At 65.3% G+C, this 12,870-nt stretch carries 13 protein-coding genes; 10 read left to right on the top strand and 3 right to left on the bottom strand.

All coding sequences use genetic code 11. The features are described from left to right. Position 1 precedes the first annotated feature (1 nt). From M2361_RS20795 to M2361_RS20775, 5 genes are all read left to right on the top strand, one after another. The gene (locus M2361_RS20795; protein WP_100857039.1) at positions 2 to 949 is read left to right on the top strand and encodes a MotA/TolQ/ExbB proton channel family protein; all 948 of its coding nucleotides are present in this window, start codon (positions 2 to 4) and stop codon (positions 947 to 949) included. Beyond that, the gene (locus tag M2361_RS20790) at positions 949 to 1,452 is read left to right on the top strand and encodes a biopolymer transporter ExbD (protein WP_259251589.1); all 504 of its coding nucleotides are present in this window, start codon (positions 949 to 951) and stop codon (positions 1,450 to 1,452) included. The genes M2361_RS20795 and M2361_RS20790 overlap by 1 nt, the downstream gene beginning before the upstream one ends. A 63-nt stretch (positions 1,453 to 1,515) precedes the next feature. Next, complete coding sequence (locus tag M2361_RS20785) at positions 1,516 to 2,187, top strand: response regulator transcription factor (protein ID WP_006218435.1); 672 nt, start codon at positions 1,516 to 1,518, stop codon at positions 2,185 to 2,187. A gap of 66 nt (positions 2,188 to 2,253) precedes the next feature. After that, complete coding sequence (locus tag M2361_RS20780) at positions 2,254 to 3,369, top strand: HAMP domain-containing sensor histidine kinase (RefSeq protein ID WP_259251588.1); 1,116 nt, start codon at positions 2,254 to 2,256, stop codon at positions 3,367 to 3,369. After that, positions 3,366 to 5,294, top strand: a complete 1,929-nt coding sequence (locus M2361_RS20775; RefSeq protein WP_259251587.1) for a potassium transporter Kup — start codon at positions 3,366 to 3,368, stop codon at positions 5,292 to 5,294. Before M2361_RS20780 ends, M2361_RS20775 begins: the two co-directional genes overlap by 4 nt. A 105-nt stretch (positions 5,295 to 5,399) precedes the next feature. Here M2361_RS20775 and argG read toward each other — a convergent pair whose 3' ends face one another. Both argG and M2361_RS20765 read right to left on the bottom strand, forming a co-directional pair. Then, positions 5,400 to 6,740, bottom strand: coding sequence for an argininosuccinate synthase (gene argG / locus M2361_RS20770; RefSeq protein ID WP_259251586.1), 1,341 nt, complete (start codon positions 6,738 to 6,740; stop codon positions 5,400 to 5,402). Between the two features lie 152 nt (positions 6,741 to 6,892). Continuing rightward, positions 6,893 to 7,801, bottom strand: coding sequence for a LysR family transcriptional regulator (locus M2361_RS20765; protein ID WP_100857034.1), 909 nt, complete (start codon positions 7,799 to 7,801; stop codon positions 6,893 to 6,895). A gap of 96 nt (positions 7,802 to 7,897) precedes the next feature. On the opposite strand from M2361_RS20765, the gene M2361_RS20760 reads away from it, so the two are divergent. The 5 genes from M2361_RS20760 to M2361_RS20740 all read left to right on the top strand — a co-directional run bounded on the left by M2361_RS20760 (position 7,898) and on the right by M2361_RS20740 (position 11,824). Then, positions 7,898 to 8,764, top strand: a complete 867-nt coding sequence (locus M2361_RS20760; protein WP_259251585.1) for an amidohydrolase — start codon at positions 7,898 to 7,900, stop codon at positions 8,762 to 8,764. 86 nt (positions 8,765 to 8,850) lie between these two features. Then, positions 8,851 to 9,804, top strand: a complete 954-nt coding sequence (locus M2361_RS20755; RefSeq protein WP_100857033.1) for a tripartite tricarboxylate transporter substrate binding protein — start codon at positions 8,851 to 8,853, stop codon at positions 9,802 to 9,804. Between the two features lie 2 nt (positions 9,805 to 9,806). Further along, entirely contained in the window at positions 9,807 to 10,337 is a 531-nt protein-coding gene (locus tag M2361_RS20750; protein WP_259251584.1) for a carboxymuconolactone decarboxylase family protein, read from the top strand. 39 nt (positions 10,338 to 10,376) lie between these two features. Beyond that, entirely contained in the window at positions 10,377 to 10,940 is a 564-nt protein-coding gene (locus M2361_RS20745; RefSeq protein ID WP_259252633.1) for a DUF4286 family protein, read from the top strand. A 32-nt stretch (positions 10,941 to 10,972) separates the two neighbouring features. Further along, positions 10,973 to 11,824 (top strand): alpha/beta fold hydrolase, encoded by an 852-nt coding sequence (locus M2361_RS20740; RefSeq protein WP_404976447.1) that lies wholly within the window; start codon positions 10,973 to 10,975, stop codon positions 11,822 to 11,824. Positions 11,825 to 11,931: 107 nt separating this feature from the next. Here the strand turns inward: M2361_RS20740 and argF are convergent, their stop codons facing one another. Then, positions 11,932 to 12,870, bottom strand: coding sequence for an ornithine carbamoyltransferase (gene argF / locus M2361_RS20735; protein ID WP_259251582.1), 939 nt, complete (start codon positions 12,868 to 12,870; stop codon positions 11,932 to 11,934).

Below are 12,870 nucleotides of genomic sequence, written 5' to 3'. Positions count from 1 at the left end.
GATGTCCAACGCACTGCATGGCGCCACCCTGGTGGCGCAGGCGACGACAAGCCCGGCCGCACCGGCTGCCGCCGCCGCTGCGCCCGCAGCCCAACAAGCCGCCACGGCCGGCGCCGGCGTCGTTCAGCAATCGGCTGATGCGCTGCAAAGCGCCGCCGCCACGCTGCCGTCGCTGCCCGCGCCCGCCCCGGTCGCCACCCCCGACATGGGCTTCCTGCACTTTGTCGCCCAGAGCGACTTCGTGGGCAAGAGCCTGTTCGTCATCCTGATCCTGATGTCGCTGGTGACCTGGTACCTGATCCTGGTCAAGGCCGCCAGCAATGTCAGCATGCGCAAGCGTTCGGCGGACTTCCTGAACAAGTTCTGGAACGCCAGCTCGCTGGAGCAGGTCGAGCACGAAATCAGCACGCACGGCGCGCGCGATCCGTTCTCGCACCTGGCCAGCCACGCCATGCACGCGCAGGCGCACCACAATAAGTTCGGCGCCACCAAGCTGGAAGAGTCGGGCAGCAACTCCGATTTCGTCACGCGCACCATGCGCAAGGTGATCGACGAAGAAACCGCCAAGCTGGAAAACGGCCTGACGGTGCTGGCCTCGGTGGGTTCCACCGCGCCGTTCGTCGGCCTGTTCGGCACGGTGTGGGGCGTGTATCACGCTCTGGTCGGTATCGGCCTGTCCGACGGCGTGACCATCAACCGCATCGCCGGTCCGGTGGGCGAAGCCCTGATCATGACGGGCCTGGGTCTGGCCGTGGCCATTCCCGCGGTGCTGGCGTACAACACCTTCGTGCGCAACAACCGCGTGTTCCTGTCGCGCCTGGACGCCTTTGCCCATGACCTGTTCGCGTTCCTGACCACCGGCCAGCAAGTGATGCTGTCCGACGGCAAGGTGCGCGCCCTGCGCCGCCAGAACGGTAACGGCGCCGCGGTTCAACGCGGGAGCGAATAATGGCCTTTGGCAGCTTCGAGGGAAAAGGGTCCGGAAGCCATACGGTTTCCGAGATCAACATGGTGCCCCTGATTGACGTCATGCTGGTGCTGCTGGTGATCTTCATCATCACGGCCCCGCTGCTGGCGCATTCGATCAAGATCAACATGCCCCAGGTGGCCGCCGAGCAGATCGAGGAAGAACCCAAGACGGTCGACCTGGCCATTGATGCCAGCGGCGCGCTGTTCTGGGACGAAAAGCCGGTCAATATTGACGACCTGCCCAACCGCTTCAAGTCGATCGCCGGCACCAAGCCGCAACCTGAAATCCGCATTCGCGCCGATCAGAACACGCGCTACGAAACGCTGGCCAAGGTGATGGCCGCGGCGCGCCGTTCGGGCATGTCGCGCATCGGGTTCATCACGACGCCGCCCTCCAGCGGCGCCGCGACTGGCGAAGCGCCGGCTGGGGCAACCCCGGGCAGCGCCACCCCGGCTCCTGCCGGGGCGCCGTCCGGCGGGTGAACGAATCCAGGGAAGGGGCGCATTTCGCGCCCCTTTTTTTTCGGATCGCGCTAGAATCGCGGCATGCGAGTTCTGGTAATCGAAGACGACACCACCCTGGGCCATGCGCTCCAGGAATTCCTGGCCGACCAGGGTTATGCGGTCGACTGGCTGACCGAAGGCGACCGAGTGCTGGGCGCCTTGGCTGGCCAGCCTTACGACCTCATGCTGCTCGACCTAAATTTGCCCGGCATGAGCGGGCTAGATGTGCTGCGGCAGTTGCGCCAAGACGGCAATCAAGTCCCCGTACTGATCCTTACCGCGCGCGACGGAATCGAAGACCGCGTTGCGGGCCTGGACGCCGGCGCCGACGATTACGTCACCAAACCCTTTGAACTGCCCGAGCTGGCGGCGCGCGTGCGTGCCTTCGGCCGGCGGCGCGCGGGCCAGGCGCAACCCCTGATCGAAGTCGGCCCGCTGGTGTTCGACACGGTCGGCCGCGAGGTGCGCGCCAATGGCCAACGCCTGTCCTTGTCGGTGCGCGAGCTCTCCGTGCTGGAAATGCTGATGGCCCGCGTGGGCCGTGTCGTCACCAAGCGCCAGATTGTGAACTCCCTGTCCGCCTGGGATGCCGATTTCAGCGAAAACGCGGTCGAAGTCTATGTCTACCGCCTGCGCAAACGCCTGGAAGGCACCGGCGCCAGCATCCAGACGGTGCGCGGCTTCGGCTACATGCTGGATGTGGAAACGGCCTGACGGGCCTGGCGCCGCCGGCAGGTTCCGGCTGCGCCCTTTCATCCGCCCAAGCGAGGGTATCGCGTCATGACGCACGAACGCACTCCTTCTGCTCCCACGCCCACTCGCCCCTTGCTCCCTTCCCGCTCGCTTGCCCGGCATCTTGTCATTCGCTTGATGCCCCCGATTCTGCTGCTTGTCCTGCTGGACCTGGCGGCCACATGGGTGATCACGCACAAGATCGACATGTCGCTCTGGATGCTCGAAGATTTCTTCTGGCTGATGGTGGTGGGGCAGATTGCGCTGATTGCGCTGTTCACCTGGGTGGTGGTGCAGGGTGTGCGGTCCGGGCTGCGCTCGGTGAACCATCTGTCCGAGGAAATCCGGCAGCGCTCCATTGACGACATGCAGCCCCTGGAAGTGGCCGGCGTGCCGGTCGAGATCGAGCCCCTGGTTACGCACACCAATGACATGCTGCTGCGCCTGGATGCCTCGCTGGCGGCGCAGCGCCGCTTTATCGGCCATGCCGCGCACCAACTGCGCACCCCCTTGTCCGGCCTGAGGTTGGAATCCGAACTGATGCTGGCGCGCCCCTTGCCCGACGATGTCCGAGCGCGCGCCGAACGCATCAAGGCCGTGAGCGACCGCATGATCCGCCTGGGGCAGCAATTGCTGGTGCTGGCGCGCGCCGACCCCAATGCCCGGCCGCAAGACAGCTTTGTGCGCATCGACCTGTGCGAATGGGTGCGGGTGCATGGCGCCGAGTGGTTTCCGCGCGTGCGCGAGGCGCGCTACGAACTGGATCTGGTGGCGCCGGACGCCCCGATCTGGATCGATGCCGACCCCTTGCTGCTGGCCGAGCTGCTCAGCAACCTGATCGACAACGCCTTGCGCTATGGCAACGAAACCGGCCGCATCACGCTGATTGTGGGCGCCAACCCGCCGTCGTTGACGGTCGAGGACGACGGCCCCGGCATTCCGCCCGAGGAACGCGACCGTGTGTTTGAAGCGTTTTACCGTTCGCCCACCGCCACGGCCGGCGGCTCGGGCCTGGGGCTGGCCATCGTGCGCGAGATCGCGCACGCCCATGGCGCCTGGTGGAAGCTGACCAGCCGCCCCGACTTCTCTGGAACACGGCTGTCCGTCGTGTTCCCCGGCCCCCGCAAAGGGGCTCAACTTACTCGTCAAGAACTCCGATCATGAGCCAAGCCTCGGCTGGTGTCCCTTCCCCGACCGGCGCCCATGCGGGCGGCGTGCATGCGCCGTCGTCGCGCGCGGCGCTGATCCTGGGGGCCTTGGGCGTTGTGTATGGCGACATCGGCACCAGCCCGTTGTATACGCTGCGGGCCTGCCTGACCGGCCTGAGCGTGCACACCGACCTGGAGCCCGCGCACTTGCTGGGCGTGCTGTCCATCCTGTTCTGGATGCTGATGCTGGTGGTGTCCCTGAAGTACGTCACGCTGGTGCTGCGCGCCGACAACCGCGGCGAAGGCGGCACGCTGGCGTTGCTGGAATTGGCGGTGCGGGCACGCGAAGGCAAGCTGCGCTGGGTACTGATCGTGCTGGGGATATTCGGCGCGGCGCTGTTCTATGGCGACAGCATGATCACGCCTGCCATTTCGGTGCTGTCCGCGCTGGAAGGCATCGGCATCGTGTCGCACACACTGGATCGCTGGGTGGTGCCGATAGCGCTGGTGGTGTTGGTGGCCTTGTTCGCGATTCAATCGCATGGCACGGGCTTGATGGGCAAGCTGTTCGGCCCGGTCATGCTGCTGTGGTTCGGCACGCTGGCCGCCTTGGGCGGTTGGCAGATCTGGCAGACCCCGGAAGTGCTGGCGGCCTTGAACCCCATGTGGGGCCTGCGCTTTGTCGTCGAATTTCCGCTGATCAGTTTCGTGCTGCTGGGCGCCGTCGTGCTGGCGCTGACGGGTGCCGAGGCCTTGTACGCCGACATGGGCCACTTCGGTCGGCCCGCCATACGCGGCGCCTGGTTCAGCATGGTGTTGCCGGCCTTGACGCTGTGTTATTTCGGCCAGGGCGCGCTGTTGCTGCGCAACCCGGAGGCCATCCGCAACCCGTTCTTCCTGATGGCGCCGGACTGGGGTCTGGTGCCCTTGGTGGCACTGGCCACCATCGCCACCATCGTGGCGTCGCAAGCCGTGATTTCCGGCGCGTATTCCGTCACGCGCCAAGCGGTCCAACTCGGCTTTTGGCCGCGCATGCAGATCCTGCATACCTCCGCCGTGGAAAAGGGCCAGATCTATCTGCCGCAGGTCAACGCGCTGCTGCTGTGCGCGGTGCTGGTGCTGGTGCTGTTGTTCCGCAATTCCGACAACCTGGCCGCGGCCTATGGGTTCGCGGTAACGGGCACGATGCTGACCACGTCGGTGCTGGCTTTCGCCGTGCTGCCGCGCGGTACGACGGGCATCAAGCGCATGGCGTGGTTCGCTGTCCTGGGCTTCTTGCTGCTGTTTGATGTGCTGCTGTTTTCGGCCAACGTGTTCAAGATCCACGAAGGCGGCTGGCTGCCGCTGCTGGTGGCCATTGTGGTGTTCACGCTGATGATGACGTGGCGTCGCGGACGCCGCCTGCTGTCGGACATGCAGCAACGCGACCGCCAGCCGCTGAAGGAATTCATGGAGCAACTGGAGCAATACCCGCCATCGCGCGTGCCGGGCACCGCGATCTTCATGACGATGAATTCGGGCAACGTGCCGCCCGCGCTGCTGCATAACCTGAAGCACAACAAGGTGCTGCACGACCATGTGCTGTTCCTGACGATCCTGGTGGCCGACGTGCCGTACATCTCGCCCGAAGAGCGTTTCGTGGTGAACAAGCTGTCGTCGTCGAGTTGGACGGCAACGGTGAATTACGGCTTCAAGGAAGATCCGGATGTGCCGGAGGCGCTGCGCTTGGTGGCCGAAGCGTATCCCGAGCTGGATCTGGAGCCGATGCGCACCTCGTATTTCCTGTCGCGCCAAACGGTGGTGGCCGCACGCAAGCCCGCGCTGTTGCGTTGGAGGCGCGCCGTGTTTTCCTTCATGGCCCGGAACTCGACGCGCAGTACGAAGTTCTTCAAGATTCCCGCCAACCGCGTGGTGGAAATGGGCATGCAGGTAGAGCTGTAGCGGGCCGATCAGTTCATCGTGCGTCGGCTGCCATGGCGATGCCGGCGCAATAAAAAAAACCCCTCGATGAGAATCATCGAGGGGTTTTTTGTTGGCGCTGAAGAGTTACTTCTTCTTGGCCGCGTCTTTCAATTGGGGCAGCGACGTGCCGCTGGACGCCAGCAAACCGGTCTTCACGTAGGTGAAGAGCTTTTCGCGGGTGTCGACGATGTCGAGGTTGCGCATGGTCAGTTGGCCGATGCGGTCGGCCGGCGTGAACGGGGCGTTTTCAACCTTTTCCATCGACAGGCGTTCCGGCGCGTACGTCAGGTTGGCCGATTCGGTGTTCAGCAGCGAATAGTCATTGCCGCGACGCAGTTCAATGGTGACTTCGCCGGTGATGGCGCGGGCAACCCAGCGCTGGGCCGTTTCACGCAGCATGATGGCTTGCGGATCGAACCAGCGGCCTTGGTACAGCAGGCGGCCCAGCTTGCGGCCGTTTTCGCGGTACTGCTCGATGGTGTCTTCGTTGTGGATGCCGGTGACCAGGCGTTCGTAGGCGATGAACAGCAGCGCCAGGCCCGGGGCCTCGTAGATGCCGCGGCTCTTGGCCTCGATGATGCGGTTTTCGATCTGGTCGCTCATGCCCAGGCCGTGGCGGCCGCCGATGCGGTTGGCTTCCAGCAGCAGTTCAACCGGGTCGCTGTATTCCACGCCGTTCAGGGCAACCGGCTGGCCTTCCTCGAAGCGAACCGTGACTTCTTCGGCCTTCACGGCCACGTCGTCGCGCCAGAACGCCACGCCCATGATGGGCTTGACGATACGGATGCCGGAATTCAGTTGTTCCAGGTCCTTGGCTTCGTGGGTGGCGCCCAGCAGGTTGGAATCGGTCGAGTAGGCTTTTTCGGCCGACATCTTGTAGTCGAAGCCGGCTTGGCGCATGTATTCGGACATTTCCGAACGGCCGCCGAGTTCGTCGATGAAGCGCTGGTCGAGCCAGGGCTTGTAGATCTTCAGGTCCGGGTTGGTCAACAGGCCGTAGCGGTAGAAGCGCTCGATGTCGTTGCCCTTGAACGTGCTGCCGTCGCCCCAGATGTTGACGTCGTCTTCCTTCATGGCGGCCACCAGCATCGTGCCGGTGACGGCGCGGCCGATGGGCGTCGTGTTGAAGTAGGTGATGCCGGCCGTCGAGATGTGGAACGCGCCCGCTTGCAGGGCGGCAATGCCTTCAGCCACCAACTGCGCGCGGCAGTCGATCAGGCGGGCATTTTCAGCGCCGTAGGCCAGGGCCTTGCGGGGGATCTCGTCGTAGTCGGATTCGTCAGGCTGACCCAGGTTGGCCGTGTAGGCGTAGGGGATGGCGCCGTTGTTGCGCATCCACAGCAGGGCCGCGCTGGTGTCGAGACCGCCGGAAAAGGCGATGCCGACCTTCTGGCCGGTAGGAAGGTTCGGGAGGATAGTGGTCATTGTTTGAGGTGAGACGCCAACAGGACTTTGACAAAAGGCTTTGACAGCAGCAAGCCGCCAAACAAGAAAGAGTGCGGGCATTTTAACTCTTTTGCCTGGGGCGACCAGATCCACGCCGGTATTCCCCATTCCGCGACGCCCCACGCGAGCGCTCAGGCCCCCGGCGCGAACAGCTTGGATAAATCCAGTTGCCGGATCAGTTGCCCGGTGGCTGTCGCCAGGCGGGTGGCGGGCCGGTGGCGGGCGCTGGCCAGCACGAGATTGTTGGTGATGGTGGGTGAGCCGATGTCGCAGAGCGACAAGGCATGTTCGGCGGCCGGGCCGCGCGCGGCCGAGCGCGGAAGAATGGCATAGGCGTCGCCTTGCGCGGCCAGTTCCACGATGGTCTGCACGGCGTCCACCTCGGCGGCCACCTTCAGGCGCACGCCCTGCGCGCGGCACACGCTTTCGACCAGCGTGCGGATGGCGTTGGGCAGGCTGGGCAGCACCAGCGGATAGTCGCCCAACTGCGCCACGGCAACGCGCGCGGGCAGCGGCGGCTGGTGGCCGGCGGCGGCGGCCAGCACCAGGTCTTCGCGGAACAGCGATTCGTAGGCAAGCTGGGGCGAGGGCGCGGGGTCATACAGCAGCGCCAGATCGACCCGCCCGGCCAGCAGCCATTCGCGCACCTGGGCGCTAAGGCCTTCGGCGACCGCGATAGAGGCTTCGGGGAAGCCGCGGCGAAAGGCCTGCACCAGCGGCGGAGTCAGCACGCGGGCGATACGCGGGGGCAAGCCCACCACAACCTTGCCCGTGGGCGTGGCGCGCAGCGTTTGCAGATCTTCCTTGGCGCGCTCGGCCAGGGTCAGCAGGGCGCGCGCATGCTCCAGGAAGCGCAAGCCGGCCTCGGTGGGTTCGGCGCCACGGCCGTTGCGGTAGAGCAGGTGCTGGCCAAGCTCCAGCTCCAGCAGGCGCACCTGGCGGCTCAAGGTGGGCTGGGCGACGTCCAGCATTTCGGCGGCGCGCGAGAAACTGCGTCGTTCCGCCACCCTGACGAAGTATTCGATCTGCTTCAGATCCATGGGATATTTGAATTATCTATATCTGAAATCAAAGATATAGCATTGTTCGGCACGCGGCAATCCGCGACGATGGCGTTTTCCCAGCAGGAACTCACTGTGCCCGATTGCCGTCCTCCGCTTGCGTCTCCGTCCCGTCCTCGCCACACGCTGCCGCCGGGCGCTTGCGACACGCACTGCCATGTGTTCGGGCCGGGCGATGTGTTCCCGTATGCCGAGGGCCGGTCGTACACGCCGCCCGATGCGCCGTACGCGGCCATGGCCGCGCTGCATGCGCACCTGGGCATCGAGCGCGCGGTGGTGGTGCAGGCCAACTGCCACGGCTCGGACCACAGCGCCTTGCTGGATGCGCTGGCGCAAAGCGGCGGGCGCTATCGCGGCGTGGCCTTGCTGGGGGCGGACGCCACGGCGGCCAGCGTCCAGCAATTGCATGATGGCGGCGTGCGCGCCGCGCGCTTCAACTTCGTGCCGCACTTGGGCGGCGCACCAGACCCGGCCGTGTTCGATCACGTGGTCGCCTTGATTGCGCCGCTGGGCTGGCACCTGTGCCTGCACGTGGACGGGGCGATGTTGCCCGACCTGTTGCCGCGCTTGCTGGCGCTGCCGGTGCCGTTTGTCGTGGACCATATGGGGCGCCTGAAGGCGGCCGATGGGCTGGAATCGCCCGCAATGCGGGCCTTGCTGAGCCTGGCTGATGTACCCCAGGCCTGGGTCAAGGTGTCGGGCATTGACCGTATCGCGTCGGGCAAGCGCCCGTTCGCCGAAGGCATCCCGTTTGTGCGCGCGCTGACCCAGGCCATGCCGGACCGCAGTCTATGGGGCACGGACTGGCCGCATCCCAACGTGGCGGGCGACATGCCCGATGACGGTGAACTGGTGGACACGTTCTTTGAAGCGTGCCCGGATGCCGGACTGCGCCAGCGGGTGCTGGTGGACAACCCGGCAAGACTGTACGGATTCGTGTAGACGGCAGGCGGCTGCGCGGCAGCGCGGTGGCCGGCCGAGCAGTAAAAATTTCGAGCCATAAAAATTCGATTCAACGAGGAGACACCATGTTCAAGAAAGTGCTTTCAGCCGCCGTGCTGAGTTTCGCCGCCTTTGGCGCGGCGCATGCCGACGGCCCCGTTCGCCTGATCATCGCGTTCCCGCCCGGCGGTCCGGTGGACTTGGTGGGGCGCGTGCTGGCCGAGCAGTTGGGCAAAGAGCTCAAGCAGCAGGTCATCGTCGAAAACAAGGCGGGCGCCAATGGCAACATTGCCGCCGCCTATGTGGCCAAGGCGCCGGGCGATGGGTCGGTGCTGTTCCTGACCAGCGTGGGCGCGGTGGCGATCAGCCCGGCGCTCTACAAAGACATGCCCTACGATCCGGCGCGTGATTTCGCGCCGGTCTCGCGGGTGGTGAACAACGCCACGGTGTTCGTGGTGAACCCGTCCAACCCGGCGACGGACGCGGCCGACTTCGTCAAGCGCTCGCAGGCGGCGTCGCAATCGGTGGCGATCGGCTCGTCGGGCATCGGCAGCATTCCGCACCTGACCTTGGAAATGTTCGAAGACGCCAGCAAGGCCAACGTGCTGCACGTGCCGTACAAGGGCGCCGCGCCCGTCATCAACGACGTGATGGGTAACCAGGTGGCCGGCTTCTTCGGCGACGTGCCGGGCCTGATCGGCCATATCCAGGGCGGCAAGCTGAAGCCGCTGGGCATTGCGGCGCCCACTCGTCATCCGCTGCTGCCGGACGTGAAGACACTGGCCGAGCAAGGCATTGCCGGCGTGGAATCCAACAACTGGTATGGCATCGTGGCGCCCGCGTCCACGCCGGCCGCCACCGTCGACAAGCTGAACCAGGCCGTGCGCGCGGCGCTGGGTAATGAAGCGGTGCGCAGCAAGCTGGAAAAATTCGGTGCGCAAGCGGCGCCCAGTTCGCCGCAAGAACTGGCCGACCTGATCGCGTCCGATCGCGCCAAGTGGACCGCGCTGATCCAGCGCAAGAACATCCGTCCGGAGTAAGCATGAGCGCCAGCCGAGTGACGCCCGTTGAACCGGGCACCCGCGCGGAACTGGCCACGCTGGAGGCGCGCATCAGCGCCGCGCGTGGTCGCATATCGCCGCTGTACCAGGTGCTGCTGAACAGCCCCGCCGTGGTGGAAGGCTGGGAAGCCATGCTGACCGCGATCCGCCAGAAGACGTCGTTGTCGCCGCGTCTGCGCGAACTGATCATCTTGCGCGTGGCCACCTTGAACAATGCGCCGTACGAGTTTGACGCGCATGTGCCGCATGCCTTGGCGGGCGGCATGCCGCAGGAAGTGATCGACGCCTTGCGTGCCAACCCGGCGCCTGGCGACGTGCAGGGGCTGGCGCCCGGCGAGGCCGACGTGCTGGCGCTGACCGACGCCATGACGCGCGACATCGAGGTGCCTGACGCGGTGTTCGCGCCCGTGCGCGCCCGTTACGATGACGCGCAATTGGTCGAACTGGCGGCCACGGTGGGCGCGTACAACATGGTGTCGCGCTTTCTGGTGGCGTTGCGCGTCGGGCATTGAAAGGAGAAAAGTGTGCAGGAAATGCTGGAAGGGCAGGAAATGCAGCAAGGGATATTGCTGGTGTCGCTGGGCGAGCGTTTTGACAACGCGCGTGCGGCCGACCTGGCGCAGCGCCTGACGACGGGGCTGGACGGTGTGCGCGTCAATGCGTTCGCCGCGCTGGAAGAAGAAGACACCTACGTGTACCTGCGTGGCGCGGCGGACTCATTGCCGGAAATCCAGGCGCGGCTGGCCGAGCACTTTCCAGGCGCCCGGGCGCGTGTGTTGCATCAGACTCTGGACTTGGCCGGTGCCTCCGCCGGCCAGGATGCGCCGTGGCACTACATCGTGGAAACCGATGTACTGCCCGACGCCGAGGCGGACTTGAACGCCTGGTATGACCAGGAACATCTACCCGGCCTGGCGTCGGTGCCGGGTACGGTGCGCGCGATGCGCTACGAATGCCGCGATGAATCGCCGCGATATCTGGCCTGCTACGACCTGCACACCCGCGAAACCTTCGGCAGCCCGCCGTGGCTGGCCGTGCGCGCCACGGACTGGAGCAGCCGCGTGCGGCCATCGTTTCGCAATACGCGCCGCACGATGTTCAAGAAAATCCTGTGAATGCCAAGCCGGTGGAATGCCGGCAAGGAGACATGATGATGAAGCAACTGCTGACCGGCCTGACGATCACCTGCGCGTTCGCCGCGGTGTCGCCGGCGCTGGCCGATGCGCCCAAGCGCGTCAACGTGCTGGTGGGGAACGGCGCCACCATCGAAGTGCTGGACCAAGGGCAGGGGCCCGCGCTGGTGCTGTTGCCGTCGCGCGGGCGCGGCGCGCAGGATTTCGATGAACTGGCCGAACGTTTCGTGCAGGCCGGCTACCGCGTGCTGCGTCCGCAGCCGCGCGGTATCGGCGGCAGCACCGGGCCCATGTCGGGCATCACGCTGCATGACCTGGCCGATGACCAGGCCGCGGTGATCCGTAACGTGGCGCGCCAGCCGGTGGTGATGGTGGGCCACGCTTTTGGAAATTGGGTGGCGCGTACGACGGGGGTGGATCACCCTGAACTGGTGCGCGGCGTGGTGATCGTGGCGGCCGCGGCCAAGCAGTATCCCAAGGGCTTGAGCGAACACGTGGATCGCAGCGCGAATTTGTCGCTGTCGGATGGCGAGCGCTTGACGTCTATCCAGCATGCGTTTTTTGCGCCGGGTAACGATGCGCGTGTTTGGCTGAATGGTTGGTATCCCCAGGTAAGCGAGAGTCAGCGGATGGCGGGCAAGGCCACGCGGCAGTCTGATTGGTGGTCGGGCGGGGACAAGCCCTTGCTGGATTTGCAGGCTGAACTTGATTTGTTCAAGCCGCCTGCGACCCGGAACGAGATTCGCGATGAGTTTGGTGGTCGCGTGTCGGTGGTGGTGATCGGGGGGGCTGGGCACGCGTTGGTGCCGGAGAAGCCGCAAGAGGTGGTGGAGGCTGTTGCGGGGTGGGAGCGTGGGTTGCGGTGAGGGGGCGGTTATTTGCGCGGGGTGATGGGTTGCGCGCGATCGGGGGTGGCTCTGTGGCCGGTACCGTCGCGCGGTTGACCCATCCACGGTGTGAACCGCCGCGCGGGTCACACTTGCCCGAGTAGCAGGAATTCCATCAGTGCTTTTTGCACGTGCAGGCGGTTTTCGGCTTCGTCCCAGACCACGCTTTGCGGGCCGTCGATGACTTCACCGGTGACTTCTTCGCCACGGTGGGCCGGCAGGCAGTGCATGAAGACGGCTTGCTCGTCGGCGGCGGCCATCATTTCGGCGTCCACGCACCAGTCCGCAAACGCCGCGCGGCGCTCTTCGTTCTCGGCTTCGTAGCCCATGCTGGTCCAGACGTCGGTCGTGACCAGGTGCGCGCCCTGGCAGGCCTCCATGGGGTCCTTGAACTGGCGCAGCACCTTGTCCGAAGGCGTGCCGATGCGGGACGCTTCGAGCTCGTAGCCGGCGGGCGTGGACACATGCAGCGTAAAGCCCAGCATCTCGGCCGCGTGCAGCCAGGTGTACGCCATGTTGTTGGCGTCGCCCACCCAGGCCACCGTCTTGCCCGCGATGGGGCCGCGATGTTCGATGTAGGTGAAGATGTCGGCCAGGATCTGGCAGGGGTGGAATTCGTTGGTCAGACCGTTGATGACGGGCACGCGCGAGTGCGACGCGAAGCGCTCGATGCGGGTTTGCTCGAACGTGCGGATCATGACGATGTCGACCATGCGCGAGATAACGCGCGCCGTGTCTTCGATGGGCTCCGAGCGGCCCAGTTGCGAGTCATTCGAGGTCAGGTTGATGACCGACCCGCCCATTTGGTACATGCCGGCTTCGAACGAGACGCGGGTGCGGGTGCTGGCTTTTTCGAACACCATCGCCAGCGTGCGGTCGTGCAGCGGCATGTGGGGTTCGTAGCGCTTGAACTTTTCCTTGATGATGCGAGCGCGGTCCAGCACGTAGGCGATTTCCGCGGGCGAGAAGTCCTTGAACTGAAGAAAATGCCGCAACGGGCCGTTTTGAGTCGTGGGAGGAGTCAT

It is taken from the genome of Achromobacter sp. JUb104 (assembly GCF_024806975.1).
Lineage (GTDB): Bacteria > Pseudomonadota > Gammaproteobacteria > Burkholderiales > Burkholderiaceae_B > Achromobacter > Achromobacter spanius.
The sequence above is the reverse complement of the archived record's forward strand: the minus strand, read 5'-3'. Positions and strand labels throughout refer to the sequence as shown.

Excerpts from the sequence above, each read along its gene's own strand:
- M2361_RS20795 (WP_100857039.1), top strand. The coding sequence starts at position 2 with ATGTCCAACGCACTGCATGGCGCCACCCTGGTGGCGCAGGCGACGACA.
- M2361_RS20790 (WP_259251589.1), top strand. The coding sequence starts at position 949 with ATGGCCTTTGGCAGCTTCGAGGGAAAAGGGTCCGGAAGCCATACGGTT.
- M2361_RS20785 (WP_006218435.1), top strand. The coding sequence starts at position 1,516 with ATGCGAGTTCTGGTAATCGAAGACGACACCACCCTGGGCCATGCGCTC.
- M2361_RS20780 (WP_259251588.1), top strand. The coding sequence starts at position 2,254 with ATGACGCACGAACGCACTCCTTCTGCTCCCACGCCCACTCGCCCCTTG.
- M2361_RS20775 (WP_259251587.1), top strand. The coding sequence starts at position 3,366 with ATGAGCCAAGCCTCGGCTGGTGTCCCTTCCCCGACCGGCGCCCATGCG.
- argG (WP_259251586.1), bottom strand. The coding sequence starts at position 6,740 with ATGACCACTATCCTCCCGAACCTTCCTACCGGCCAGAAGGTCGGCATC.
- M2361_RS20765 (WP_100857034.1), bottom strand. The coding sequence starts at position 7,801 with ATGGATCTGAAGCAGATCGAATACTTCGTCAGGGTGGCGGAACGACGC.
- M2361_RS20755 (WP_100857033.1), top strand. The coding sequence starts at position 8,851 with ATGTTCAAGAAAGTGCTTTCAGCCGCCGTGCTGAGTTTCGCCGCCTTT.
- M2361_RS20750 (WP_259251584.1), top strand. The coding sequence starts at position 9,807 with ATGAGCGCCAGCCGAGTGACGCCCGTTGAACCGGGCACCCGCGCGGAA.
- M2361_RS20745 (WP_259252633.1), top strand. The coding sequence starts at position 10,377 with ATGCAGCAAGGGATATTGCTGGTGTCGCTGGGCGAGCGTTTTGACAAC.
- M2361_RS20740 (WP_404976447.1), top strand. The coding sequence starts at position 10,973 with ATGATGATGAAGCAACTGCTGACCGGCCTGACGATCACCTGCGCGTTC.
- argF (WP_259251582.1), bottom strand. The coding sequence starts at position 12,870 with ATGACTCCTCCCACGACTCAAAACGGCCCGTTGCGGCATTTTCTTCAG.